This window comes from Brevibacterium senegalense, from assembly GCF_000285835.1.
Taxonomy (GTDB): Bacteria; Actinomycetota; Actinomycetes; order Actinomycetales; family Brevibacteriaceae; genus Brevibacterium; species Brevibacterium senegalense.
In genome coordinates this window covers 35,102-61,197 of the sequence record NZ_HE978600.1, presented here as the reverse complement: position 1 = coordinate 61,197, position 26,096 = coordinate 35,102, and the positions used below count along the sequence as shown (strand labels likewise).

The window sequence follows — 26,096 nt, the reverse complement described above, 5'->3', positions numbered from 1 at the left end:
CCCTGCTCGTCCGCCCACGCGCGACACTAGACTCGGCCGCATGACGCATTTCGACGTGCTGGTCATCGGCACCGGCTCCGGCAACTCGATCCTCGACGACCGTTTCTCCCATCTGACGGTGGCGATCGCGGAGCCGCACCTGTTCGGCGGCACGTGCCTGAACGCGGGGTGCATCCCCACGAAGATGTACGTCCACGCGGCTGATGTCGCCCGCCAGGCGGCGGATTCGTCACGCCTGGGCCTCACGACCTCCTTCGACAGCGCGGACTGGCCGGCCGTCCGCGATCGGGTCTTCGCCCGCATCGATGAGATCGAAGCCGGCGGTCGCCGGTACCGCACCCACGAGCTGCCCAACACGACCGTCATCCCGGAGCACGTCCGCTTCACGGGTTCGCACACGCTCGTGACGGACAGCGGTGAGGAGATCACTGCGGACCGCATCGTCATCGCCGCGGGCGCCGCCCCCGCGCTGCCCCAGGTGCCCGGCCTCGACCCGGCTGTCGTCGACGCGCCGGGCTCGCGCATCCACACCTCCCGCACGATCATGCGCATCGACGATCTGCCGGAGTCCGTCCTCGTCGTGGGCTCCGGCTACATCGCGATGGAGTTCGCCCACATCTTCACCGGGCTGGGCGCAGCGACGACCGTCGCGGCCCGCGGTGACCGCCTGCTGGGTGCGCTGGACGACGAGGTCTCCGCGCGCTTCACGGAGGCGTTCGCGGCCGACCACGACGCCCGGTTCGGCATCGAGATCGCCCGCGTCGACTCCACAGAGGACGGCCGAGTGCGCGTCGAGTTCGCCGCGACCGGTCGCGTTGCGGACGCCGTCGTGCCCGCCCCGCTCACCGTCGACCGCCTCCTGCTGGCGATGGGGCGGACCCCCAACTCCCAGGGGATCGACGCGGCCGCCGCGGGCATCGACGTCCACCCGGACGGCCGGATCGCCGTCGATGCGCACCAGCGCGTGCTGGCCGCCGGCGTCCCCGTGCCGGGTGTCTTCGCCTTGGGAGACATCAGCTCGCCGTTCCAGCTCAAGCACGTCGCGAACCACGAGGCCACGATCGCTCAGCGCAATCTGCTCGCGGATCTGGCCGCCGGCGCCCCCGGCACAGCCCGGGAGGGGGACCTCGCGACCGTCCGCCACGATGCGGTGCCCGCCGCCGTCTTCACAGAGCCGCAGGTCGCGACCGTGGGGATGACGGAGGAGGAGGCCCGGGAGTCCGGCGCCCAGGTCGTGGTAGGCCGCCGCGACTACGCCGGCGTCGCGTACGGATGGGCGCTGGAGGACCGGACGGGGTTCGCGAAGGTCATCGCGGACCGGCGGACGCGCCGCCTGCTGGGGGCGCACATCATGGGGCCGGAGGCCTCCATGATCATCCAGCCGCTCATCCAGGCGATGACCTTCGACCAGCCCGCGGACCAGGTCGCGACCAGCCAGTACTGGATCCACCCGGCCCTGCCCGAGGTCGTCGAGAACGCCCTGCTGGACCTCGACTTCTCCTGAGGTCGGCCGCCGTTCCGCCGCACCCTGATCCGCAGGAGTCCGGGGGACGGTTCAGTCGTGGCGTCCGACCCAGGGGTCGTCGGCGTCCGCAGAGTCGTCGAAACCGAAGAAGAGGCGTTCGACGACGCGGCGGGCGCGGCGGGTGGCGGCGCCGTAGTCCTCGGCGAGGTCCCGTCCCCGCCCGGACTCGTACCCCAGCAGTCGGGCGCAGGCCTCGAGCTCGAACGGGTCCGCCGGCAGCGATTCCACGGTTCGGCCGCGCAGCAGCATCGCCGCGGAGCGCAGCCCGGACACCAGGAGCCACGCCTCCTCGAGCACCTCGCCGTCGTCGGGGTCGACGAGTCCCGCGTCGACGGCCGCATGCAGGGCGGGCAGCGTCGACGTCGTGCGCAGGCCTTCGACCGCATGTCCGTGCAGCAGCTGCACCAGTTGCACGGTCCACTCGACATCACTGAGGCCGCCGCGACCCAGTTTCAGGTGCGTGCGCCGGTCCGCGCCGCGCGGCAGCCGCTCCGCCTCCATCCGCGCCTTGAGCCTGCGCATCTGCCGGATCGACGCCTCGGGCACCTCCGTGGGACGGCGCAGCGGCTCGATGAGGGCGAGGAAGTCATCGCGCAGCGCCGCATCGCCCGCGATGGGGCGGGCACGCAGCAGCGCCTGCGCCTCCCACGGCTCCGACCACTTCGCGTAGTAGGAGCGGTAGGAGTCCAGCGACCGCACGAGGGGTCCGGAGCGTCCCTCCGGGCGCAGGTCCGAGTCGACGACGATGCCGGGGTGTGCGCCCGACTGGGAGGCGGCCTTCGTGAACGCGAGCGCCAGCTTCTTCACGTGCTTCGCGACCCTGTCCGCCCCATCCGCGCCGTCGTCCAGAGGGCGGTGGACGAACATGACGTCCGCGTCCGAGTAGTAGCCGATCTCCGCGCCGCCCAGTCGCCCCATCGCGATGACCGCGAACTCGTACGCGGGCACACCGACGGAGTCCATCTCGTCGCGCAGGGCCGTCAGCAGACCGTGGAGGTAGACATCCGCGTTGGTGCTGAGCGCCGTCCCCGTCACCCGCACATCGGCTCTCTCCAGCACGTCCGCCAGCGCGGTGCGCAGCAGCTCGCGACCGTAGAGCGCGCGCAGGGGCTTGACGGCCTCGGCGCCGTGGCGGGACACGAGCGTCTCCGCCTCGCGCAGCAGGGCTGCGGGGTCCCGGGCCTCCAGCTCGTCCGACTCGTCGATCCACGCGACGGCGGCCGGCGTGCGCTGCAGCAGACCCGTCGCGAACGCGGAGGTGGACAGGATCGTCGCGAGCGACCGGACGGTGGAGCCCGAGTCCCGCAGGAGCCCCAGATACCAGCCGGAGTCGCGCAGGCTCTCCCCCATCTGCCGGAACGCGAGCAGACCCGCATCCGGGCTCACACCCGACGACAGCCAGTCGAGCATCGCCGGCAGCACCTGCCGGTGGACGACGGCGGCCCGGCTCACCCCCGCCGACAGCGCCTGGATGTGTCCCAGCGCGGCCTTCGTATCGCGATAGCCGAATGCGGCGAGACGTTGACGGGCCTCGTCCGGACTCAGGCTCGTGACGGCACCCGCGGAGCTGGCCGCCTCGAGGATGGGGCGGTAGAAGATCTGCTCGTGGTAAACCCGCACGCGCCGGCGCACGACGCCCAGTTCCCGGTCCAGGCGCTCCATCGTCCGGTCCCCGCGCGGATAGACGGAGCGCGCCAGACGGCGTCGGCGCTCCTCGAGCTCCGGGACGACGGCCGCGCGCAGCAGGCGCGGCAGCTGGAGGCGGTGCTCGACGACCCGCAGGAACCGGTAGCACTCCTCGAGGCCGTCCGCGTCCTCGCGCGCGATGTAGCCCCGCTCCCCCAGGCGGTCCAGGGCCAGCAGGGTCTGCGGCGCACGGATCGATTCGTCCGTCTCCCCATGGACCAGTTGCAGCAGCTGCGCGGAGAACTCGACATCGCGCAGGCCGCCGCTGCCCAGTTTGATCTGCGCGTCCGCGTGCTGCGTGGGCAGCAATGCGACGACCCGGCGGCGCATCGCCCGCACGCCCTCGACGAAGCCCTCGCGGGTGCTGGCGGACCACACGTGGTGCCGCAGCGTGTCGGAAAATGTGCGGCCCAGCACGACGTCGCCGGCGATCGGACGCGCCTTCAGCAGCGCCTGGAACTCCCAGGACTCCGCGACATCCCGGTAGTACGCGTCGAACTCCTCGACCGTCCGCAGCAGGCGGCCGGACTTGCCCTCCGGCCGCAGCGCGGCGTCCAGCTCCCAGAGGGACGGCTCGCGACCGGGGGCTCCCACGACCTCCGTGATGCGGGCGACCATCGCCTCCGCGGTGTGCACGGCCTCCTCGTCCGGGACCTCGGCGCCCTCCGGTGCATCGGTCGCAGGTGCATGGACGTAGACGACGTCCACGTCGGAGACGTAGTTGAGCTCGCGCGCCCCGCACTTGCCCATCGCGATGACGGCCATGCGCACCCGGGCCTGCGGGTCCAGCTCCGCGCGCGCGATCGCGAGGGCGGCCTCGACGACGGCGCCGGCCAGATCGGACAGGACCCGACCCACCTCGTCGACCACGGCCTCGGGAGCGGGGGCGTCGAGGTCGTCCGCGGCCAGCCGCAGCACCTCGTCGCGGTAGGCACGGCGCAGGGCGTCGATGCCCTCCTCCCCCGTCACTCGGGCGACGGGAGCGGCGATCTGCCGGTCGGGGTCGGCCTCGACCGCCCGCAGGAGGGTGTCTCGCAGCGCCTCGGCGGCGGTGCCGGGCACGTCGAGGGCCAGGTGCCCCTCGCCCAGCAGCACGAGCGCGGAATCGGGGTGGCGCACAACGTGGTCCGTCAGTGCCTCCGAGACCCCGGTGATCGTGAGCAGGCGCGGCAGCAGCGCGGACCGGCGCTCCGGATCGGACAGGACGTCCAGCAGCTCGCGGGAACCCGCGGACACCGCGGCCTCGACGATCCGCAGGAGGCCCAGCGCGGACGCATCCGGGTCGACGGCCGCCTCGACCCGGGCGACGACTTCCGGCTGCTGGGCGAGATCCGTGCCCAGGTGGCCGTCGACCTCCCCCAGGAACCGGGACACGCGGCTGGCGCGGGCGCTCTGCCGCGCGGGATCGCGGCGGCCCCGCCCCGTCACGATCACAGCGAGCCGAAGAGCTGCTCGAGCTCGAAGGGCGTCACCTGATCGCGGTATCCGGACCACTCCGTGCGCTTGTTGCGCAGGAAGAAGTCGAAGACCTCCTCGCCCAGTGTCGTCGCGACCAGCTCGCTGTCCTCCATGAGCGCGATCGCGTGGTCGAGGTTGTGGGGCAGCGCGCGGATGCCCAGGGCGCGGCGCTCCGCGTCCGTGAGCGACCAGACGTCGTCCTCCGCCTCGTCCGGCAGCTCCAGCTCGTCCTCGATGCCCTTGAGACCGGCCGCCAGCATGAGCGCGTACGCCAGGTACGGGTTGGCGGCGGAGTCCATGCCGCGGTACTCGATGCGGGCGGAGGACTCCTTGCCGGACTTGTACTGCGGGACGCGCACCAGAGCGGACCGGTTGCGGTGGCCCCAGCAGATGTAGCTGGGCGCCTCGTGCCCCGTCCACAGCCGCTTGTACGAGTTGACGTGCTGGTTCGTGACCGCGCTGATCTCCGGCGCGTAGTGCAGGAGGCCCGCGATGAACCGGCGGCCCACCGCGGACAGCTGGTACTCCGCACCGGGTGCGAAGAACGCGTTCTGCTCGCCCTCGAAGAGCGAGACGTGCGTGTGCATGCCGTTGCCCGGCTCCCCCGCCAGCGGCTTGGGCATGAAGGTCGCGTGGACGCCCTGCTCGACCGCGATCTCCTTCACGAGCGCGCGGAACGTCATGACGTGGTCGGCCATCGTGAGGGCGTCCGCGTAGCGCAGGTCGATCTCGTTCTGGCCGGGACCCGCCTCGTGGTGCGAGAACTCGACGCTGATGCCCATGTCCTCCAGCGCCTGCACGGAGGAGCGCCGGAAGTCGTTCGCGGTGCCGCCGTTCACGTGGTCGAAGTAGCCAGCGGAGTCGACGGGCTCCGGCCCGTCCGGACCCACGACGCCGGACTTGAAGAGGTAGAACTCGATCTCCGGATGCACGTAGAAGGTGAAGCCCGCCTCCGCCGCCCGCGCGAGGGTCCGCTTGAGGACATGGCGGGCGTCCGCAGGCGCCGGGCCGCCGTCCGGGGCGTGGATGTCGCAGAACATCCGCGCCGTGGGCTCCGTCTCGCCCCGCCACGGCAGCAGCGAGAACGTCGACGCGTCCGGTCGCAGCACCATGTCCGCCTCGAAGACGCGCGAGAACCCCTCGACCGCGGAGCCGTCGAAGCCGATCCCCTCACCGAACGCCCCCTCGAGCTCCGCCGGCACGATCGCGACGGACTTGAGCCGCCCCAGCACGTCGGGGAACCACAGGCGGATGAAGCGGACGTCGCTGTCCTGCACCGCGGTGAGGACGCGACTCTGCTGCTTCGTGAGCGAGGCCATCGATCAGTCCTTCTTCCAGTCCGCGTCCTCGTCATCCCACTGGGCGGAGCGCGCCGCGGCCGTGTCGAGCGCCGCGCGGGCCTCGGCCTCTGTGTCGTACGGGCCCATCCGGTTCTCCCAGCTGCTCTGCCGGCCCTTCTCCACCTGCTGCGTCTTCGTGTTGTACCAGTACTTCTCGTCCTGCGGGGCGTCGGTCATGGCTGCCTCCTCGTCGCGGTCGCCGGTCGGTGCGGTCGTGCGCCCAGCCTACCGCCGTGCGACGCCGTCGCACGGGGTCCGCCGCACCCCGATTGGTGTCCCACCGGCCCCCCGGTCTACGCTCGGAGCGAAGCACGACGATGTGCCCGCCGTCGCACCCATGACCGGCGCGCAGCGGCGTGCTCACACACCTGCCCGCGGCACCCTCCACACCCCGGAGGACCACCGCATCGCCCCACCCACGATGGAGGACAGCACCCATGCGCATCGGCGTACCCACAGAGATCAAGCCCGCAGAGCGTCGTGTCGCGCTCACCCCCGCGGGCGTGTCCGACCTGACGGGCCGCGGCCACGAGGTCGTCGTCCAGGCCGGCGCCGGTCTGGGCTCGCACATCACGGACGAGGACTACACGGCCGCGGGCGCCCGGATCGAGGCGGATGCACAGGCCGTGTGGGCGCACGCGGACATGATCGTGAAGGTCAAGGAGCCGCTGCCGGAGGAGCACGGCCACCTGCGCGAGGACCTCGTCCTCTTCACCTACCTGCATCTGGCGGCGGACCAGGACCTCACGCAGGCGATCCTGGACGCCGGCACGACGGCGATCGCCTACGAGACGGTCCAGCCGGACACCGGCGGGCTGCCGCTGCTGGCCCCCATGAGCGAGATCGCCGGCCGCCTGTCCGTCCAGGAGGGCGCCCACCACCTGCTGAGCCCCGCCGGCGGACGAGGTGTGCTGCTGCCGGGCGTCCCCGGAGTCGACCGCGCGCACGTGACGGTGATCGGCGCCGGAGCCGCGGGCACCTCCGCCGCCCACGCCGCCGTGGGCATGGGCGCCACCGTCGAGATCTACGACATCAGCCTGCCCCGGCTGCGCTACCTCGACGAGATCTTCGGCGGCCGCCTGCAGACGAAGATGTCGACGCCCCTGGACATCGCCGCGTCCGTCCAGCGCTCCGACCTGGTGATCGGCTCCGTCCTCATCCCCGGCAGCCGTGCGCCCAAGCTCGTGACGGACGAGATGGTGGCGGGCATGCGCCGCGGCAGCGTGCTCGTCGACATCGCGATCGACCAGGGCGGCTGCTTCGAGGGGTCGAGGCCCACGACCCACACGGATCCCACCTTCGCGGTGCACGACACCCTCTACTACTGCGTCGCGAACATGCCCGGCGCCGCCCCGGTGACCGCCACCCGGGCGCTCACGAACGCGACCCTGCCGTACGTCGCGCGCATCGCGGACCGCGGCTGGAAGGACGCGCTGGGCGCAGACACGGCCCTGGGCCGCGGGCTCAACGCCGCTGCCGGCCGGCTCACGAACAAGCCGGTCGCCCAGGCGTTCGGGATGGAGCACATCGCCGTCGCCGAGGCCGTGGCCGGCTGATCCTCCCGGGGCCCTGATCGTCTCCGGTCACCCTCCGGTGGGCGCCCCTGCGGGGGCGCCCATCGTCGTCGTGCGGAAGTGGGCCTCGCAGACCACGCCCGCGGACGGCGCGTCCTGCCGTGCGACCGCTTCGACGATCGCGTCGTGGTCCGCGCACGCGCGGATGAAGAGCTCGTCGGAGAAGGGATCGTGGCGGAAGCCCGCGTTGATGCGCCGGTCCAGGTCCAGCACGATCTCGACGAGGTCCGCGTTGCCAGTCGCCTGCGCGATGAGGTGGTGCAGACGCGCATCCGCGGTCCGGGCGTCCGCCGCCGTCCTCGCCCGCCGGTAGACATCCGCCGCTGCGCGCATGCGCTCGAGGTCCGCAGAGCTCCTGCGCAGCGCCGCGGTCGCGGCGATCCGGTTCTGCACGATCGCGCGGGCGTCCAGGAGGTCGTGGCGCGCCCGCTGGAACTCCTCGACCCGCTCCGCGTAGGCACCCACACGATGCGGGTCGATCGCGGCGATGAAGGTGCCGCCGGTGCGTCCGCGGCGGCGGAGGACGACGCCGGCGCGCTCGAGGGTCGACAGTGCCTGGCGCACGCTGCTGCGGGAGACCGCCAGCGCCACGGCGAGGTCGCGCTCGGACGGCAGCCGGGTCCCCTCAGGCAGGGCGCCCGCGACGACGGAGGCCATGATGTGGTCGGCGATCTGGCCCGGGGTCGAGGTCGAGGAGACGACCGTCGACAGGTCTGCGACGTGCGTGTCCTCCCCCGGCTGCATCCCGCCAGGATAGCCTCCCGGGCGCGCGCCCCGGCTGGCTAGAATGGTCGCATCATGACAGCATCCTCCGCCCCGCTGGGCACCCTCACCCCCGGACGCCAGTCCCCTGTCCGCACCGTCCCCGCCTCGATCCCCCGCCCCGAGTACGTGGGCCGCGCGGAGCCCGACGAGGGAAACGGCGGCGACCACCACTCGCCGGAGGAGGTCGAGCGCATCCGCGCGGCCGGCCGGATCGCCGCAGACGCGCTCGAGGCCGTGGGCCGGATCATCCGCCCGGGCATCACGACGGACGAGATCGACGCCGTCGCGCACGACTACATGGTGGCCCACGACGCCTACCCGTCGACGCTCGACTACCGCGGGTTCATGAAGTCCAGCTGCACGTCCGTCAACGAGTGCATCTGCCACGGCATCCCGGACGACACGGTCCTGGCCGACGGCGACATCGTGAACGTCGACATCACGGCGTACAAGAACGGAGTCCACGGCGACACGAACTTCACGTTCCTCGTGGGCGACGTCGACGAGGTGTCCCGTCTGCTGGTCGAGCGCACCCACGAGGCGATGATGCGCGGGATCAAGGCCGTGAAGCCCGGGCGACAGATCAATGTGATCGGCCGCGTCATCGAGAAGTACGCACAGCGGTTCGGCTACGGCGTCGTGCGCGACTTCACGGGGCACGGGGTGGGCCGGGAGTTCCACTCCGGTCTCATCATCCCCCACTACGACGCCGCACCGCACCACGACGAGATCATGGAGCCCGGCATGGTCTTCACGATCGAGCCCATGCTCAACCTGGGCACGGAGAAGTGGGAGCAGTGGGACGACGGCTGGACGGTCGTGACCGCGGACCGGAAGCGGTCGGCCCAGTTCGAGCACACCCTCGTCGTGACGGAGACGGGTGCGGACATCCTCACCCTGCCCTCCCCGGACGCCGCGATCGCGAACGGTCCGCTTCTGCCGTCCTGACCCCGCACCCCCACCCCGTCCGGCGCATCCGCGGAGAGAGGCGATCGTCCATGCAGCATCCGACCACCCCGGCAGCGGCGGACCTCGCCGTGGGGATCGACATCGGCGGGACCGGCACGAAGGCCGGACTGGTCGACGTGACCCGCGGCGCGATGGTGGGCTCGCGGGTCCGCCTGGACACCCCACAACCGGCCACGCCCCACGCGGTCGTCGACACCGTCGCGTCCGTGGTCCACATGCTGGGAGTGCAGTCGGAGGAGGCCGGGCTCCTTCCCGCGCGTGACCGCATCCGCACGCTGCGGGTCGGTTGTGCGTTCCCGGGAGTGATCAAGCAGAGGACCGTGCAGTTCACGGGCAACCTCGACGACTCCTTCGACGGCTTCCGGATCGTCGACGCGCTGAGCGACGCCCTCGGCACCCCGACGCACATGGCGAACGACGCGGATGCGGCGGGGCTGGCCGAGATGAGCTACGGAGCTGGCCGGTCGCATCGGAACGCCACCGTCATGATGACGACCCTGGGCACGGGGATCGGCACCGCACTGTTCGCAGGCGGACGGCTGTTCCCGTACACGGAGCTGGGCCACCTCACGATCGACGGGGTCGCCGCGGAGAAGCGCACCTCGGTCGCGGCGATGCGGCGAGACGGCTATGACATGCAGGAGTGGTGCCGGAGGCTCACCGTCTACTACCGCGAGCTCGAGCGACTGTTCTGGCCCGACCTGTTCATCGTGGGCGGCGGCATCTCGAAGCACGCCGCGGATTTCCTCTCCGACATCGACGTGCAGACGCCGATCCGGCCGGCGGAGCTGCTGAACAACGCGGGAATCGTGGGAGCGGGCCTGCTGGGTCACGACAAGGGAAGGATGCGGGTGCGCAAGCGCGGGTGAAGCGGCCGCGCAGTCTGCACGGGTGCCCGCACGGTCAGAGGAAGCCTCCACAGGGATCCGCTGGAGCCGGTCGTGCCGCTGGAACTGGACTCGGACGACGGGGCCCTGCGCCTCTTCAGCGTCGCGAGCCGCATCGAGGGACCGGCGGACGTCACCCTCGACTCGCTCCATCTCGAGACGTTCCTGCCCGCTGACGACGACTCCCGTGCACGGCTCCGGAGTCGGAGGCAGTGGGAGTGACGTGAGGACAGGCCGCCTGTACGCCGGGTTCTGTTCGTGCGCCCGGTCACCCGGACGCACGCGACGACCATCTGTCTGGGACCGCTGTCACCAGCGGCCTCGAGCGATCCACCCGACGGCTCGGGCGAGCAGCCCTCGAACGCCGTCTGTCCGATCTTGCACCGGGTGGGGTTTGCAGAGCAGCCGCAGTCACCTGCGGCCCTGGTGGTCTCTTACACCGCCGTTTCACCCTTACCCGCGACCGGATCTCTCCGGCTGCGGGCGGTCTGCTTTCTGTTGCACTGTCCCGCGGGTCGCCCCGGGTGGCCGTTAGCCACCACCCTGCTCTGAGGTGCCCGGACGTTCCTCAGCCCGGCGGCTTTCGCCGGTGCCGGGCCGCGGCCGTCCAGCGACCTGTCCTCAGTGCGATATCGTACCCGGTCGGACCACCGCTCTCCTCGTAAGGACATCGATCTGACCGTGAAGTTCCTCCTGCCCCCGTCGGAGGGCAAGACCCGCCCCGTGCAAGGCACCCCCGCCGAGGCCGCGGACCTGTCCCTGCCCGCTCTCACCGAGCCGCGCGCCCAGGTCCTCGACGCTCTCATCGCGCTCTCCGCGCAGGACGATGCGCGGGAGCTGCTGGGGGTGGGGAAGTCCCTCGAGGACGAGGTGCGTGCGAACACGGGCCTGCGGACCGCGCCGGCGGCTCCGGCCCACATGGTCTACACGGGCGTCCTCTTCAACGCCCTGGGCGCGCACGACCTCACGGATGTCCGCCCCGAGCGGCGGACGGACGTCCTCGTCATGTCCGGACTCTTCGGCGTCGTGGGCTTCGTGGACCGCATCCCCGCCTACCGCCTGTCGATGGGCGCGAACCTGCCTCCGCTGGGACGCATGCGCACGTGGTGGCGCAGTCGACTCGCCCCCGTCCTGGACGACGCGCTGGCGGACGAGCTCCTGCTGGACTGCCGGTCCGCGGACTACCGCGCCGCGTGGCCGGGGCCGCGCGAGCGGATCGTGACGGTCGACGTCGTGCAGGTGCGCGGCGGGAAGCGCACAGTCGTCTCCCACTTCGCGAAGCACACCCGCGGCGAATTGGTGGGCCGGCTGCTGCGCAGTTCGGACCCGCTCCCGGCGACGCCGGAGGACCTGGCGACCGCGGCCTCGGCGTTCTACCACGTCGAGCTGACGCAGGTGCCGCGGAAGCCCGCGTCCCTCACGATCGTGCTGGACGAGGGCTGACCCCGCTCAGGCCGTCGTGAGCGTCAGACCGTCTTGAGCAGCAGCGCCCCGCAGTCGTCGCAGTCCAGCAGGCCGCCGGCCTCGAGGTTCCGGTACGTGTCCGCGCTCATCCCGGACAGCTGGTTGCCGCACGCGCCGCACGCACCGGTCGTGACCACGGCGGCGGCCGGGTAGTCGCCCTCCATGCGCAGGCGCGGGTGGAGGTTCGCGGGGAGTCGCTGCAGCAGGGCGTCGCGCTCCGCCTGGTGGGCGCTCAGCTCCTGGGCGATCCGCTCCCCCTCGCTCCCCCGCTGCTGCTGGAGTCGACGGCCCTCCTCCGCGATCTCATCCGCCTTCGTGCGGGCGGCTTCGACCTCCGCCTGCGCGGCGTCCGCGGCTTCGAGCTCCTCCATCTCCTCGAGATCGACCGTCTCGATCGTCGACTGCAGGCCGGCGATCTCGTCCTGGAGGCTCAACAGGTCGCGGGAGGTCAGGCCTGTGCCGTCGTTCAGCTTCGTCTCCGTGCGGGTGACGCGCTCGCGCAGGTCGTCCGCCCGGTCCTCCGCGTCGCGGGCGGCCTTCGCATGCTCCTGGTGCGTGTGCGTGTGCTGCTCCAGCGCGGCCTTCGCCTGCGCGTGCTCCTGCGCCAGCGCCCGCAGCCTCTTCAGCCGCTCCGTCTGCTTCGCCTCGTGCTGCAGCGCGCGCACCTGCCCGCTCACGTCGATCCATGCGCGCAGCGCCTGCGTCTGCTCGCCGGTCAAAGTCGTCTCAGTCATCCCGGTCCTCCTGTCCGATCCGCAGCGTCCACGCGTCCGTGCACCGGGTCGAGACCCGGACGCTCAGCTCCCAGCCGCTCTCCGTCGCCGAGGCCGTCAGCTGGTCCGCTGCCCTCTCCAGCCACAGCGACTCGGCCGCCCAGTGCGAGATGTCGATGAGGTGCGGGGTGCCGTCACCGCGGTGGGCGGTGTCCCGGGCCTCCGTCGCCGGGTGGTGGCGCAGGTCGGAGGTCACGTACACCTGCGCTCCGGAGGCGCGCACCTCGTCGAAGAGACCGTCACCGGCCCCGCCGCACACGGCGACGCGCTCGACCGGGGCGTCGGGGTCCCCCGCGATGCGCACCCCGGTCGCAGTGGCCGGCAACGCGTCCGCCAGCGTCTGCGCCAGCGCACGCACCGTCGTGGGTCGCACGGTGCCCACGCGACCGATCCCCACTCCCTCCGGCGCGCCCGCGGTGGGGACCAGCGGCCCCTCGACCTGTGCGTCGAGCACGTCGATGAGGGCATCCGAGACCCCGCCCAGCTGGGAGTCCGCGTTCGTGTGGGCCGCGATGTGCGCGACTCCCGCGCGCAGCAGCCCGGTGACCTGGCCGCCCTTGAGCGTGTCCGCGGCGATAGAGGTGACGCCGCGCAGCAGCAGCGGATGATGCGTGAGGAGGAGGTCAGCGGCAGTCTCCGCGGCCTCGGCGACGATGTCGTCCGTGGGGTCCACGGCCAGGAGGATCGAGGAGACCCGGGCGGCCGGGTCGCCCACGGTCAGGCCCACGGAGTCCCAGGACTCCGCGAAGGATTCCGGCCACAGATCATCGATGAGGGTGCGCACCTGCGCGAGTGTGGGGGACGCCATACGACCACCGTAGTCGACGCGGTCCCGCACCGCGGACGGCGCAGTGGCGCAGGTCACGTGCGTTCGATACGTTTCCATCCATGAGACCGATCACAGCACCCCGCCAGAGCACCATCGCCGACCTCGTCCGTCGCACCGCGCAGCGCACCCCGGACCGCACTGCCGTCGAGTTCGGCGATCGCACCTGGACCTTCGCGCAGTGGGACACTTCGGTCACCGCACTGGCGCGCCACCTGCTGAGCCTGGGCCTGTCCCACGGGGACCGGGTGGCCGCCTACGGGAAGAACTCCGACCTGTACGCGCTCCTGTTCCTCGCCTGCGCCCGGGCCGGACTCGTCCACGTGCCGATCAACTACCAGGTCCAGGGCGACGAGCTCGACTACTTCTTCACCGACTCCGGCGCGACCGCGGCGTTCGCGGACGCGGACTTCGCCGCGCGCGTGTCCGCCACCGCGACGGGCGCCATGCTGCCGGTCCGCGCGTTCGAGGACCTGCTCGACACGGTCCGGGCGACGGACACCGCACCGCAGGCGGACGAGGAGTTCCCCGTCCTCGACACGGACGTCGCCCAGCTGCTCTACACCTCCGGCACCACGTCCGCACCCAAGGGCGCGATCATGACGCACCGGGCTCTGCTGCACCACTACATCAGCTGCATCACCTCGCTCGACATCGTGGCAGACGACGTCTTCGTCCACGCGCTGCCGCTCTACCACTCGGCCCAGATGCACGTGTTCCTGCTGCCGGCGCTGGCGCAGGGCGCCCGCAGCATCATCGTGCCCGGCCCGGTGCCGGAGCAGCTGTTCGACCTGTTCGAGACGCGCGGCATCACGTCGTTCTTCGCCGCCCCCACCGTGTGGGTCGCGATCGCGAACCACCCGGAGTTCGCCTCTCGCAACCTCACGAGCCTCACGAAGGGCTACTACGGCGCTTCGATCATGCCGGGGCCCATCCTCACGCGACTGCAGGAGGCGCTGCCGGGGATGGGGTTCTACAACGCATTCGGGCAGTCGGAGATGGGACCGCTGTGCACGGTCCTGCGGCCGGAGGAGCACGCGGACCACCCCGGCTCCGCGGGCCGCCCGTCCCTCTTCGTCGAGACGCGCGTCGTCGATGCGTCCGGCAACGACGTGGAACCGGGCCAGCAGGGCGAGATCCTCTACCGGTCGCCGCAGCTGTGCGAGGGCTACTGGAACAAGCCCGAGGCCACGGAGGAGGCGTTCCGCGGCGGCTGGTTCCACTCCGGGGACCTCGTCGTCCAGGACGAACGGGGCTTCATCGAGGTCGTCGACCGCGTCAAGGACGTCATCAACTCCGGCGGCGTGCTGGTCGCGTCGCGGCAGGTCGAGGACGCGATCTTCGAGCTCGAGGAGGTCGGAGAGGTCGCCGTCGTCGGCATGCCGGACGACAAGTGGATCGAGGCGATCACGGCGTTCGTCGTGACGAAGGGGGCCATCGACGAGGAGGCGATCGTCGCGCATGTCCGCAGTCGACTGGCACCGTTCAAGGTGCCCAAGGCCGTCCACTTCGTCGACGAGCTGCCCAAGAACACCTCCGGCAAGATCCTCAAGCGGCAGCTGCGCAGGTGACATCCGGCAGCCGTGTGGACGCCCCCGGAGGCGTGAGAGTGACTTCCGGGTGGCGTGCCGCTGAACTAGTCGTTATTTGAACTGACACAAAACTAGGACTACCCTGGAGGGCATGACCACGGGGCACGATGCGACACTCACGGATCAGGTGCGGCGCGCCGGCATGCGCGCCACGCCGGGCCGTGTCGCCGCGTTGGACTTCCTCCGCTCGCATCCGCATTCCACTGCGGCGGAGGTCCACGCCGGCATCGCAGCACTCCTCCCCTCGCTCTCGATGCAGTCCGTCCACAACGTCGTGAATGACCTGACGGAGAAGGGACTCCTCCGCCGTGTGGATGTCCCGGGCGCCGCCCGGTACGAGACGCAGACGGGCGACAACCACCACCACATCCGGTGCGTGGTCTGCTACCGCATCGAGGACGTCGAGTGCGTGACCGGTGAGGCCCCGTGCCTCACCCCCGCCGCGCACGCGTCGATGCCCGTGCTGCTGAGCGCGGACGTCACCTTCCAGGCGATCTGCGCCCAGTGCGCGGAGCTCCGGGAGAGCGCGTGAGCGGCGGATCGCACACCGTCGCATCGACCGCCCCTGGCCACCAGCTGTCCCTCACCCTCTCGCTCCGATCGGAAGGAAGACCATGACACAGTTCGATCCGACACAGCCCTCCACCACAGAGTCCGGCGCACCGCGCCAGTCCGACGCTCACTCGCTGAGCGTCGGAAATGACGGCCCGCTGCTGCTGCACGACGTCGCACTCGTCGAGAAGCTGGCTCGCTTCGACCGCGAGCGCGTCCCGGAGCGCAGCCCGCACGCCAAGGGCTCCGGCGCCTTCGGTGAGTTCGAGGTGCTGGACGACGTCTCTAAGTACACGAAGGCCGACTTCCTGCAGCCCGGCAAGAAGACCCGCATGCTGGCGCGCTTCTCGACCGTCGCCGGTGAGCTGGGCTCCCCCGACTCGTGGCGCGACGTGCGCGGCTTCGCCCTGAAGTTCTACACCGAAGAGGGCAACTTCGACATGGTGGGCAACAACACGCCCATCTTCTTCGTCCGCGACCCCATGAAGTTCCCGGACTTCATCCACTCGCAGAAGCGCACCCCGGACTCCGGCCTGCGCTCGGCCAACATGCAGTGGGACTTCTGGACGAACTCCCCGGAGTCCGCTCACCAGGTCTCCTACCTCATGGGTGACCGGGGCCTGCCCAAGACGTGGCGCCACATGAACGGCTACTCGTCGCACACCTACATGTGGGTCAACGAGCAGGGCGAGAAGTTCTGGGTCCAGTACCACTTCCACTCCGACCAGGGCGTGGAGAACATGACGAACGAAGAGGCCTCGAAGCTGGCCGGCGAGGACGCGGAGGTCCACCGTCGCGACCTGTTCGACTCCATCGCGCGCGGCGACTTCCCCAGCTGGACCCTCTCCGTCCAGATCATGCCGTACGAGGAGGCGAAGGACTACCGCTTCAACCCCTTCGACCTCACGAAGACTTGGTCGAAGAAGGACTACCCGCTGCACCGCGTGGGCCGGTTCACCCTGAACGAGAACCCCACGAACCACTTCGCTCAGATCGAGCAGGCGGCCTTCAGCCCCAGCAACACCGTGCCGGGCACGGGCCTGTCCCCGGACAAGATGCTGCTGGGCCGCGTGTTCTCCTACCCGGACGCGCAGCGCCACCGCATCGGCACGAACTTCAACCAGCTGCCGGTCAACGCTCCCGTCAGCCCCACGAACTCGTACGACAAGGAGGGCCACATGCAGTACCACCACTCCGGTGCTGCACCCGTCTACGCCCCCAACTCGTACGGCCGTGCGCACCAGAGCACGGAGGCCACCGTGGAGAACGGCTGGGAAGCGGACGGCACGATGGTCCGCGCCGCCTACTCCCTGCACGCGGAGGACGACGACTTCGGCCAGGCGCACACTCTGGTCCGTGAGGTCTACACGCAGGAGCAGCGCGACCGCCTCGTCGAGACGGTCACCGGCAGCCTCATCCCCGAGGTCGAGGAGCCCGTCCTGTCGCGTGTCTTCCAGTACTGGAAGAACATCGACGCCGAGGTCGGCCAGGCCATCGAGGACCTCTACTACGAGAAGACCGGCAAGACCAAGGCCTGATGCCCGTCTGAGGTTCACGTCCACAGGACTGCCCGTCGCTCCATGCGGAGCGGCGGGCAGTCGCCGTTGTGGGAGCGGGACGCAGCTATCCTCACTGGCGTGGAGACTCTACTGCTGGGCGTGACCGTCCTCGTATCGTTCGCGCTGGCACTGAGCGGCGCGGCGAAGCTGATCGATCATCAGGGCACGGCGGACGCGCTCACCTCCCTGCGCATCCCCGGTGCACGCGCCCACGGCGCAATCGCCTGGGCCCTGCCGGTGGGCGAGCTGCTCGTGGCACTGGGGCTCTGGCTCCGCTGGAGCGCGGCCGCGCTCACTGCGGCGATCCTGTCCGTCATCGCGTTCGCGGTGTTCACCGTCGTCATCGCCCGCGCCCTGCGCTTCGAGGACCCGGTCACGTGCGCGTGCTTCGGCACGCTGGGATCGCCGGCGGTCGCACGGCTCACCGTCGTCCGCAACCTCGTCCTCCTCGCGACCGCCGGGATCGCCGCGGTCGCGATCGGCAACGGTGCTCTGCCCGGGGCCGCTCTGGTGACCGACCCGGCCCGCGTGACCGCGACCGCGGCGACCGTCCTGCTGTCTGCAGCGATCACGTGGCTGGTGCTGGCACCGGGTCAGCCCGGCCGTGCGGACGACGACGCCGAGGTCGTGGAGGCGGACTACGTCGCCTCCCCCATCCCGTTCGAATGCGGCACGCGTCTTCGGTATCAGCGGTCGGCCGGCTGCGGTCCTGCTGGGCGCGGACGGCACCGTGGCCGGCGGTCCGGTCACGGGTGAGGGCGAGGTGAATGCTCTCATCGACGAGATGGGCGGGCAGCTGCGCGAGGCGGGACTGGTCTGAGACGTCACCCGGGCGCAGACGGGGCAGGTCAGGGGCGGTCGACCTCGATCGCGCGGACGTGGGCGCGAACGAGCTCCTCGATGAGACCTGATGGCAGGGGTTGTCGAGGGTGAACCGGATGGCGTGCTCGGTCGTCTCCTCGACCACGGGGACGAGGTCAGTCACGAGTGCGCGAACATCTCCGTGATCCCATGCGAGAATCGCAGTCAGTACGATTGTCGCGCTATTCCGATCACGTCGGTCGCTCCACCCCACCGACCGACGCACGTCGACGCGCACTGAAAGCGATTCCGATGGCTGAACGGGTCATCGACATCCCGAACACCGCCGACCTCACGTCGGTCGAGTACGTCGTGGCCGCCACTGCGGGCGGCGTCTCCGGGACGTACGGTGCACGAATGAACGTGACGTCCGATTGGTTCGGGAAGGGCGCCGTCATTTCGGGCACTCTCACTCCGAATCAGTTGGGTGGGAACACGCAGGTGACGCTGATCGCGGGTCGCCGCGGCAGCTTAAGCACGGGGACAGGGCCAGAAGCAGGCGGCGCGGGGTACGGAAACGGCGGAAGTGGTGGAACCGACTACTCGGGCGACACGTCGGGTGTCTCTGGTGGCGTCGGCGGCGGTGGAGGCAGTGCTCTGCTCCTGGGGTCGTTCACCGGGACCGGACACGCGGTAACCCCGATCGTCATCGCCGGAGTGGGCGGCGGCGCGTACGCGCTCGGAGGGCAGGCAGGCACGACAGTCAGCAACCCGGTCTCCGCCCAGTCCGACTACTGTCGTCCAGGCGGCACCGCGTCGAGGATGCGAACGGCGATTCTTCGTCGTCGTCCGTGGTCGGCACCCTCGGAGAAGCGCGCGACGTAGGATCGCAACCAAGTGATGCCCCTCGGTGCGAGTGGTGGCTGCGGGACGACGAAAGCGGGATCGTTGAGGATGTCCATCCTGCAAGTGTCGGTGCGGAACATGTCGGCGGAGGCCGAAGTATCGCCGGTCCAGACTGATCGTCATGACGGCCGAGGATCTTGCGGCGGTGGCGGGTGCTTTGGCGCACGCGTCACGTGCTCGCATGCTGGTCGCGCTCATGGACGAGCGAACCTGGAAGACGGTGAGCGACCTGGCGCAGATCGCAGGCGTCGCGGTGTCGACGGCCACCGGACACGCGAATCTCCTCGTCGACCGCGGGCCCCTCCACGAGCGTCGCGTGGGTCGGAGCCGGTAGCCGGTACGTTCACCTCGCGGGCACCCATGTCGCCGAAGCCCTCGAAGCCGTTACCGCACTGGGTGATCAGCCGGCCACGCCGGTGAGCGGACTGCGTGCGGTCTCCCTCAGAGCCGCACTGGCACGCGCCCGCACCTGCTACGACCATCTCGCCGGCACCCTCGGGGTCGCGATCACCGACGCACGCGTCGCTCAGACGCTGCTCGATGAGGAATCGCTCGTGCTCACGACTGCGGGCAATAGCTGGCTCAGCGACGCTTTGGAACACCCGTTCCGACCCGGCAGGCGCACATCTCTGTTCCGTCTTCCACGACCGCCAGTGGGTTCGACCCGCCCGGAGCAGTCGTGCCGTCGCACTCACCGCTGACGGCCGTGATGCGCTGCACAGGCTGTTCGAAGCTCAGATCGACCTCGACCGGGACACGCGTCAGGCGTGATCGACAACCCGACACTCCGCATGGGTGGGCCTCCGTAGCAGCTTCTCAAACCCCCGGAAGCCGCTCGGATCGCTGATTCCCCGCGTTCTACGGGGTTCTCGGGCTCGTCGGCCGCGCGCTCGGGGTGCTCGGATGACCGATGAGCGGGGTCCGGTGCGTGAGAATTCGCGGCAGTCTCAAACCCGTTTGAGAGTCTCCAATCGAGCCGAGCTGATCGCCGGTTACGCCGATGGTGTGCCCGTGCGGGAGCTGGCGACGCGATTCAACGTGCACCGCGGCACCGTGCGGGAGATAGCTCGGGAGGCGGGCTTGGCGGCGCGTCGCCCGGAGTTGCCGGACGCGATCCGACAGGACGCCGCTCAGCTCTACGCAGGTGGGCTGACACTCGCTCAGGTCGCCGCGCGACTCGGAGTCAGCGACGAGGCCGTGCGCTCGGCGGTGCTCGCCTGCGGCGGGACGATCCGTGCCGGCGGTCGTCGCCGGGTCGGTGCCTGAGTTCTCACACCTCACCGGATACCTATCGCGTCCACCACGGCCCGCTCTTCGGCGTCGTCTGCTTCGGCGGGCGAGCTGGCGCGCTCGCGACGGGCGGTGATGGACTCGCGGACACGGGCGCGGATTAGGAGCGCAGCGCTGACCGGCCCGATCCAGAGCATCTTGAGCATGTTCCAGATCGCCCACAGCACTGCGAGGTGAAGCCATCCGGGGGCGCCGTCCTCGATGAGTTGGACACAGACATTCGCGATCAGCAGGTACGGGATCGCGAGCAGCATCGCCGGGATGCCCCACCTCAAACCACGGCAGGTGCGGATCGCATCCAGCAGGATGTTGGTGGGCATGTAACGCCGCAGGAAGCAGCGGGTGTGGACGCTGACTGCCCAGATCAGACGGATCATGGTCTTGTTCCTCTCCATCGCACAGTGCATCTGGTAGGGCAGTGCGTTGAAGAGTGACCCGAGGGTCTGCCGAGACCGGCGCGCTACAGAGGAGAAACCCGCCTCATCAGGCAGTCTACGGGTGGTTCCTGTCAGAAGGAAGAAGCTAGACAGCTACGGTCACGGTCCTTGAGCGCCCCGACTAGCCGTCTGCCCTACTCTCGTATGAGGCGTGGATCACGCTGCGTGCCGGTGGCCCGGCGAGGCGACTTGGCAGGCCGATTTCGCAATCATACGCTTGTTGAATGTACCCGCTAACAGCCGGGCCAGACCTGACGGCCGAGCAGTGTCAGGAGCTTGACGACACGTTCCTGTCGTCTGATCCACACGGGTACTTCAGCGCTCGGATCGGCATGATGCTGCGGTGGGCAGAGTCGGACGTCGACAGCGATGAGCATCCCCTGGCCGCACCCGATGATGAACAGCAGCACGCGAGCGAGACCCGTGGGCGGTTCGCTCGCCTCCTTGGTCGGCCGGTGGGCTTCATACCCGAGACCTCGCCGAGGTCCATTGCTACACAGGTCGCCACGGACGCGTACGCCCTGCGGCACCATGCGGCTGAGTCGCTTGTCCGGTTGACGGCGGCACTCTCGCAACGGACGAACGTCGCCGAATCGTGCGTTTGGGAGGCCCTGTCGGCCGGGCCAAACCAACTCGATCAGGTCGTAAGCCAGCTCCGCGAGTCCTTCTCCTCGGCGGAGACCCCGATGCAGTTCGCCCGCCTGGTTCTCCGCGAGCAGGACTTGCAAAGCGGGATGACCGAGCAACTTGCTTCGGCGTCCAACGTGTTCGCCGACTGGCTCCAGTTCGCTATCGACCTACTCGTGGGACATGAGCTCCAACTCAACGCTGCTCACAACAAGGTCAAGCACGGTCTCTCAGTCCGCGCTCGTGATGACCTCAAAGTCTCATTCGTCACCACTCCGCCCAGCGCAGATGGGACGATCCCGGTTGGTGCGCTGACCGGCGCGGACGCCGTGGACATCTTCGACCGCCCCGTTATCGGAGTTCTCGCACAGGCACCCAAGGTGGACGGGCATCGACAAGGACTGGAGCTGACGCAGTTGAGGGTGGATGTCCCTGCCGTTCTCGCCGAGGCATACATGATCGCCTGGGCCCACGGGGCGATGTTCCATGTAGCGGCCACGAAACACTTCGAAGGACGGGCAGACCTTCCCGACCATCTGGACGCTCCCGCTCACCCCGGTTACCCAGTCGGCGGCCCGCACCCTGACCATGTTTCAGGCAAGGCTCCGGTCGGGATGAGGTTCCCTCTCACCACTCCTCCCGGTGGCGGGCCTACGCGGCGTCCACCGGGAATCGCATTTCGCGACTCGTTCATTCCGCTCATATTTACTGGCTCTGCGATACGCAACGTTCGCGTTGTTGCGGACGAGGCAACGGAGGAGGCGTAGGTGCGCGCGCCAAAAACGAAGCTACGGGAACCTCGGGTGAGTCTGAGGTCTTGGCGCAGTTCGAGCGCTTGGGCTGGGGAGGGGTGATCGATAGCCGGCACGACACAGGCACCGATCTGTATCTGCGGCCGCGAGATGCCCGCCGGTACGAACTCGGCGCCGTGATGGGTGCCCAGGTCAAGACCGGGTCGTCATACTTCAAATCCCCGCAGAAGGACGCCGAGGGCACTATCACTGGGTGGTGGTTTGCCGAAGACGACCGTGAACACTTCGACTACTGGCTGCGCCACGCTCTGCCGCACGTGGTAATCCTGCGCGATCAAGACAGAGATGTCTCGTACTGGGCCCACGTCACCCCGGAACACGTCATCCCGACCGGCAAAGGCGCCAAGATACTGGTACCAGCCTCCCAATACGTTGACGCGGACCACAACGAAGCACTCTCCGATGTCGCACTGACACAGCTTCCGACCCCGACCTGGGACGGCACTGCGTGGACCGGCGCGGTGCATCTTGCGCCGGCCGACGAAATCCGGCATGCCCTCATCACCCCCCGGCTCATCGCCCCCCACCCGAACCTGGCCCCAGATTCGATCTCCGGGCTCGAAGCCCTCGCCATGCAAGCGCTCTTCCGGGACGACCTTGAACGGATTGTGGAACCGATGAGCCTTCCCGCGCTCGCACGGGAGAATAACGCCGAGCAGAAAGGGCTGTCACTCAACGACGCACGTGAAGCCGACGACTGGTGCTGGCGCGCCACTGCTGCCCTTCATCTCTGGCACTACAAAGGAGAACCCGCTGACCTACTTCAGCTTGTCGACCTAGCTTCGACGCCGAGTGAACGCGCCGCGGCATCCGTGCTCCGCTGCATCTATCACTTCGACGAGAACGATCCCGATACGGCGCTCCAGGTACTCCAAGACGCCCTGGCACATGACGACTACTCCTCAGTGGACCACGCATGGCTAGAAGCGCAACGAGCACGAGCGCTGCTGGAGGTCGGACGACACGAGGAGGCTTTCGACCTCGCGATGAAGACCCAGCGCATCCACCGAGAAGCACCTTCAGACGTCACGGCTGCGGCCATCGCGGGAGCGTGTGCGATGACGTCGTTCAGGGCAACCGGCTGGATGCAGGGCGACATCGCCAACATCATCCAGCGCAGTGACAACCCAGCGTCGTGGTGGAGAACCCAGGTGATGTCCTACGGGCTATCCGCTCATCTCTCGGAGGAGTTCCGGAGCTGGAGCGAGGACGCGTCGATTCGGATCGGGGGCTCAGACGCCGCCCACAAACGCCTACTCTCCGCCGCGTTGCTGGCCTCATGCGCTGGTGATCATGACGGGTGGCGTGTCGCAATTGGCGCTCTCGCAGAGCACTTCCTTGTCACCACCGGACCCACAGACGATCCCGACAGGGTCGCCGGCCGGCTGACTCTTCTCCGTCTCTCCGGTGACAGCAAGAGCACTGGGCGCGCGACTCGACACATCGTGCGCACGGGTCCAACGATGGCCGCCAGGATCGCGGCGAGCAGCGTGGACTTGTCTCGATCGACTCGAACGACGGCTTTGGCAGATATCGAACTGCTGACGGCCGCCGGCGACGTTCTCGAACCAGCACGCGCCGACGAAATCTGTGCGTGGGCGCTAGCGATGCTTCAAGAGCCACAGGCCTACCTGGAACGTGCTCGGCCTACATTCATCGTGCTCTATAAGATCATCGATCTGCTGAAGGCCATGGTCTGGACGTTGAGCGAGGACGCCCTTCACAACGTGATCGATTACTTCCTCGACCAACCACCGGTCAGCGACGACGGAACCGCGCAGACACTGGCCCGGCTAATCCATACGATCCCCGCATCCGCGTGGCGTGAGAGTGACCGTCAGCGCGCGGCGACCCGATCTGACGGCGACGCCGCCTACCTACGCGAGGCCTTCTTGAGGGTCGCTGCTCTTGCAGTAGTCGAGAGTCGCGAGCAAGTCCTTAAACGAGCCCGGGCCGGGGAGTTGATCATCTTCGAAGCCATCGACGACGTACGAACGCTGCCCTCCGATGCAGTCAACGCTCTCACCGACCGACTGTGCAGCGTCATCGACAAGCTCATCGAGGATGCCGCCAAGGGGGCGTACAGCGTCGGCGGTCTCGACCCCGGCCATGCACTGACTCTGCTCGGTATCTGGCACCCGTCGAGTGGGCGGTGGGATCGTATCGAAGCTCTGTTGACGGCTCCCGGGGTCCGACCTCAGCAACAGTCTGGCGCATTGCAAGTACTCGCCATCCATGGAGCGACGCTTGCCGACCCAATCAAGACACAACTTGTCGAAGCCGTGTCAGCGCTTCGGAACCGAGAGCCAGTGCGGACCTTCTTCGATGACGATGAGGACATCCGAGGCCTCGCCGCCGAAGCGCTCGCTGCTCTCGCAGATGAGGCCTCGCGCGAACCGTTGATACGGGACCTTCTTGGCGGCGACACCGTTCGCCGTGCCGCGAGTGCACGGATCATCGAACGTTTCGGAGACAAGGCAGAGTCCGAACTCCTTCTCGCTCTAGCGGGTGACGCAACCGAAACCGTACGTGACGCGGCGCTCAGAGGGCTGAGCAGGTTGGTCGTTGCCGAGCGCGCATCTGAGGGAGTCGCGACAATCCTGTCGAAGGTCCTGAAGTCTGGCGGAAGGCGGAGTGCCGCGGCGGTCGTTTCCGGGCTCCACACGCCTTCGGAGGTGTCATCCGTTTCTCAACTGCTGACCATCGCCACGCAGCACCCTTCAGCACAGATTCGCAAGGCTGCACGCGAGAGCACCACCGACTAAGAGTTCCGCAGGCGCTATTGTTCCTCCGCCGTCGACGGTGGCAGTGATGCTCGATCCGTGGAATCCGCCTCATCCTCGGGTGCTGGCGGTGCGAGTTGCTGCCTGGTGAAGGCGTCGCTCATTTCATTGAGTTCGACCGTCTCTGGCGCTGGGTAATCCAAGCGATCGACAACACGCTTCATCGTCTTGTCTACGCCACCCACGGCCTTGGTGAGGTCCTTGATCGCGCCACGTACATGATGCAGTGAGCCGTCCGGAGCATCCCTGGCCTGACGCCACTCTGAGATGTCGATCTCAATCTCGAGGACAGGCAGCGGACCGTGCGGACCCTCGCCTTCGACACGCACAGTGCGCACCTGTGGTTCCTCGCTGGACAGTAGGTCGTAGCCGGCACCGAGCGTCCACCGGATTTCCCGCTTCGGCGCGAGCGAGCGGAGTCCGCTGGCGAGCACCCGCTGAACACTCTCGACCTTGTCCGACTGTTGCTGGCCGGCCGGAAGCGGCGGATCGAACGTCACCCTCACGTTGCGTGCGACGGTGGGACCGTTGTTACCCACCACCACGTGCATGACGGTGCCTTGCTGCATATCTGGCTGGATGTCCGCCCACACGTAGGGCTGTAGTGCTTCATGAGCGAGATCGCGTTGTAGTTGAGTCTGCTCCCGCGCGGCGGCCACCTGCTCGCGCTGGATCTCCGTCTGGTTGTGCGCCGCCTTAGCCTGCCTCGCGGCCGCCCGCGCTGCCCAGATGGTGAATGGCAGGGCGAAGGCCGAGATGACCAGGGCAACGATTGAGATGGCTACCATGTCTTGACCTTTCCACGGTGGTTTGGCGCAGGCAGTTGCCGCGACTCACTCTCAGAAACTCGGCGCAGGTTCGGCGACGTATTGGACTGAACCGTCCTGGGTTTCGTTCCGATCCGCTTGATCTAGGAGGATTGGAATATGGCCAACACGTACAGCCCGCAGTTCAAGGAGCGGGCACTACGAATGATGGACGACCACCGCAGGGTCGAAGAGACCTCGGTCTGGGGCGCTGCCACTGCGACTGGCGAGAAGCTCGGGATCTCCCCGCACACGTTGCGGGGATGGTCGAGACAAGCCCGCCGTGACGCCGGTGTCGAAGAAGGTCTTACGAGTGCGGACCTCGATGAACTCAAGCGGTTGCGCCGCGAGGTCAAGGAGCTCAAACGCGCGAACGAGATCCTTAAGACCGCGTCAGCGTTTTTCGCCGCGGAACTCGACCGTCCCACGACGAAATGATCCGGTTCATCGACACGTTCCGGGGTCGTTTCGGGGTCGAGTTCATCTGTCGCGTCCTGGGCGCGACGGCACGTGGGTTCATCACCTCCCGTGGCTATCGGGCAGCGAAGTCCCGGAAGCCCGCAGCCCGCACTATCCGCGATGGTCTCCTCGTCGAGGAGGTCAAGCGGCTCCACGCCGCGAACTACGGCGTCTACGGGGTGCGGAAGATGTGGCACGCGATGCG

24 protein-coding genes, 1 other RNA gene and 1 pseudogene are annotated in these 26,096 nt (G+C 68.9%); 17 read left to right on the top strand and 9 right to left on the bottom strand.

The window, feature by feature from the left end; translation table 11 throughout:
* Positions 1–40: 40 nt before the first annotated feature.
* A complete protein-coding gene (locus tag HGBR_RS00305; protein ID WP_019157337.1) occupies positions 41–1,504 on the top strand; it encodes a mycothione reductase in 1,464 nt (487 codons plus the stop codon).
* 51 nt (positions 1,505–1,555) lie between these two features.
* Here HGBR_RS00305 and HGBR_RS00300 read toward each other — a convergent pair whose 3' ends face one another.
* From HGBR_RS00300 to HGBR_RS00290, 3 genes are read right to left on the bottom strand one after another with little or no spacing between them, the layout of a single operon-like run.
* Complete coding sequence (locus HGBR_RS00300) at positions 1,556–4,639, bottom strand: bifunctional [glutamine synthetase] adenylyltransferase/[glutamine synthetase]-adenylyl-L-tyrosine phosphorylase (protein ID WP_147522093.1); 3,084 nt, start codon at positions 4,637–4,639, stop codon at positions 1,556–1,558.
* Between the two features lie 2 nt (positions 4,640–4,641).
* Complete coding sequence (glnA, locus tag HGBR_RS00295; protein WP_019157335.1) at positions 4,642–5,988, bottom strand: type I glutamate--ammonia ligase; 1,347 nt, start codon at positions 5,986–5,988, stop codon at positions 4,642–4,644.
* Positions 5,989–5,991: 3 nt separating this feature from the next.
* The gene (locus tag HGBR_RS00290) at positions 5,992–6,186 is read right to left on the bottom strand and encodes a hypothetical protein (RefSeq protein ID WP_019157334.1); all 195 of its coding nucleotides are present in this window, start codon (positions 6,184–6,186) and stop codon (positions 5,992–5,994) included.
* 260 nt (positions 6,187–6,446) lie between these two features.
* Between HGBR_RS00290 and ald the strand changes: the two genes are divergently transcribed.
* Complete coding sequence (gene ald / locus HGBR_RS00285) at positions 6,447–7,565, top strand: alanine dehydrogenase (RefSeq protein WP_019157333.1); 1,119 nt, start codon at positions 6,447–6,449, stop codon at positions 7,563–7,565.
* Between the two features lie 27 nt (positions 7,566–7,592).
* Here ald and HGBR_RS00280 read toward each other — a convergent pair whose 3' ends face one another.
* On the bottom strand, positions 7,593–8,327 hold the full coding sequence (locus HGBR_RS00280; RefSeq protein WP_019157332.1) for a FadR/GntR family transcriptional regulator: 735 nt from the start codon (positions 8,325–8,327) through the stop codon (positions 7,593–7,595).
* A gap of 54 nt (positions 8,328–8,381) precedes the next feature.
* Here HGBR_RS00280 and map point away from each other — a divergent pair, with 54 nt between their 5' ends.
* From map to HGBR_RS19720, 3 genes are all read left to right on the top strand, one after another.
* Positions 8,382–9,296, top strand: a complete 915-nt coding sequence (gene map / locus HGBR_RS00275; RefSeq protein ID WP_019157331.1) for a type I methionyl aminopeptidase — start codon at positions 8,382–8,384, stop codon at positions 9,294–9,296.
* A 50-nt stretch (positions 9,297–9,346) separates the two neighbouring features.
* Positions 9,347–10,186, top strand: coding sequence for a polyphosphate--glucose phosphotransferase (gene ppgK / locus HGBR_RS00270; RefSeq protein ID WP_019157330.1), 840 nt, complete (start codon positions 9,347–9,349; stop codon positions 10,184–10,186).
* 72 nt (positions 10,187–10,258) lie between these two features.
* Positions 10,259–10,426 (top strand): hypothetical protein, encoded by a 168-nt coding sequence (locus tag HGBR_RS19720; protein ID WP_019157329.1) that lies wholly within the window; start codon positions 10,259–10,261, stop codon positions 10,424–10,426.
* A gap of 3 nt (positions 10,427–10,429) precedes the next feature.
* Here the strand turns inward: HGBR_RS19720 and rnpB are convergent.
* Positions 10,430–10,823: RNase P RNA component class A (rnpB, locus tag HGBR_RS18640), an RNA gene on the bottom strand.
* Positions 10,824–10,885: 62 nt separating this feature from the next.
* On the opposite strand from rnpB, the gene HGBR_RS00260 reads away from it, so the two are divergent.
* Positions 10,886–11,647, top strand: a complete 762-nt coding sequence (locus tag HGBR_RS00260; protein ID WP_019157328.1) for a YaaA family protein — start codon at positions 10,886–10,888, stop codon at positions 11,645–11,647.
* A 23-nt stretch (positions 11,648–11,670) separates the two neighbouring features.
* Here the strand turns inward: HGBR_RS00260 and HGBR_RS18535 are convergent, their stop codons facing one another.
* Positions 11,671–12,402 (bottom strand): zinc ribbon domain-containing protein, encoded by a 732-nt coding sequence (locus HGBR_RS18535; RefSeq protein WP_019157327.1) that lies wholly within the window; start codon positions 12,400–12,402, stop codon positions 11,671–11,673.
* The gene (locus HGBR_RS00250) at positions 12,395–13,249 is read right to left on the bottom strand and encodes a Nif3-like dinuclear metal center hexameric protein (RefSeq protein ID WP_019157326.1); all 855 of its coding nucleotides are present in this window, start codon (positions 13,247–13,249) and stop codon (positions 12,395–12,397) included. The genes HGBR_RS18535 and HGBR_RS00250 overlap by 8 nt, the downstream gene beginning before the upstream one ends.
* An 80-nt stretch (positions 13,250–13,329) precedes the next feature.
* On the opposite strand from HGBR_RS00250, the gene HGBR_RS00245 reads away from it, so the two are divergent.
* The 7 genes from HGBR_RS00245 to HGBR_RS00215 all read left to right on the top strand — a co-directional run bounded on the left by HGBR_RS00245 (position 13,330) and on the right by HGBR_RS00215 (position 19,943).
* Positions 13,330–14,838, top strand: coding sequence for a fatty acyl-CoA synthetase (locus HGBR_RS00245; RefSeq protein ID WP_019157325.1), 1,509 nt, complete (start codon positions 13,330–13,332; stop codon positions 14,836–14,838).
* A 112-nt stretch (positions 14,839–14,950) separates the two neighbouring features.
* Positions 14,951–15,391 carry a Fur family transcriptional regulator gene (locus HGBR_RS00240; RefSeq protein WP_019157324.1) on the top strand — a complete coding sequence of 147 codons (441 nt, stop codon included), beginning with the start codon at positions 14,951–14,953 and terminating at the stop codon, positions 15,389–15,391.
* 82 nt (positions 15,392–15,473) lie between these two features.
* Positions 15,474–16,949, top strand: coding sequence for a catalase (locus HGBR_RS00235; RefSeq protein WP_019157323.1), 1,476 nt, complete (start codon positions 15,474–15,476; stop codon positions 16,947–16,949).
* 99 nt (positions 16,950–17,048) lie between these two features.
* Positions 17,049–17,726, top strand: coding sequence for a MauE/DoxX family redox-associated membrane protein (locus HGBR_RS18530; protein WP_147522088.1), 678 nt, complete (start codon positions 17,049–17,051; stop codon positions 17,724–17,726).
* Positions 17,727–18,083: 357 nt separating this feature from the next.
* Positions 18,084–18,656, top strand: coding sequence for a hypothetical protein (locus HGBR_RS19715; RefSeq protein ID WP_218915925.1), 573 nt, complete (start codon positions 18,084–18,086; stop codon positions 18,654–18,656).
* Positions 18,657–18,798: 142 nt separating this feature from the next.
* Positions 18,799–19,011, top strand: coding sequence for a helix-turn-helix domain-containing protein (locus HGBR_RS20475; protein ID WP_019157319.1), 213 nt, complete (start codon positions 18,799–18,801; stop codon positions 19,009–19,011).
* Between the two features lie 569 nt (positions 19,012–19,580).
* The gene (locus HGBR_RS00215) at positions 19,581–19,943 is read left to right on the top strand and encodes a helix-turn-helix domain-containing protein (RefSeq protein WP_245533236.1); all 363 of its coding nucleotides are present in this window, start codon (positions 19,581–19,583) and stop codon (positions 19,941–19,943) included.
* An 11-nt stretch (positions 19,944–19,954) separates the two neighbouring features.
* On the opposite strand, the gene HGBR_RS15730 is transcribed toward HGBR_RS00215, so the two are convergent.
* Complete coding sequence (locus HGBR_RS15730) at positions 19,955–20,344, bottom strand: hypothetical protein (RefSeq protein WP_019157317.1); 390 nt, start codon at positions 20,342–20,344, stop codon at positions 19,955–19,957.
* Between the two features lie 284 nt (positions 20,345–20,628).
* Between HGBR_RS15730 and HGBR_RS00205 the strand changes: the two genes are divergently transcribed.
* Together HGBR_RS00205 and HGBR_RS00200 are read left to right on the top strand one after the other, a co-directional pair.
* Positions 20,629–21,798: a hypothetical protein gene (locus HGBR_RS00205; RefSeq protein ID WP_019157316.1), complete on the top strand. Its 1,170-nt coding sequence runs from the start codon at positions 20,629–20,631 to the stop codon at positions 21,796–21,798.
* Positions 21,708–24,608 carry a DUF4365 domain-containing protein gene (locus tag HGBR_RS00200; protein ID WP_315968865.1) on the top strand — a complete coding sequence of 967 codons (2,901 nt, stop codon included), beginning with the start codon at positions 21,708–21,710 and terminating at the stop codon, positions 24,606–24,608. The genes HGBR_RS00205 and HGBR_RS00200 overlap by 91 nt, the downstream gene beginning before the upstream one ends.
* A gap of 14 nt (positions 24,609–24,622) precedes the next feature.
* On the opposite strand, the gene HGBR_RS00195 is transcribed toward HGBR_RS00200, so the two are convergent.
* Positions 24,623–25,414 (bottom strand): hypothetical protein, encoded by a 792-nt coding sequence (locus HGBR_RS00195; RefSeq protein WP_019157314.1) that lies wholly within the window; start codon positions 25,412–25,414, stop codon positions 24,623–24,625.
* Between the two features lie 138 nt (positions 25,415–25,552).
* Here HGBR_RS00195 and HGBR_RS00190 point away from each other — a divergent pair, with 138 nt between their 5' ends.
* Positions 25,553–25,870, top strand: coding sequence for a transposase (locus HGBR_RS00190; RefSeq protein WP_019157313.1), 318 nt, complete (start codon positions 25,553–25,555; stop codon positions 25,868–25,870).
* Positions 25,867–26,096 (top strand): annotated as a pseudogene (locus HGBR_RS20100) (IS3-like element IS3501 family transposase); the annotation flags it as partial. The gene HGBR_RS00190 and the pseudogene HGBR_RS20100, both read left to right, overlap by 4 nt.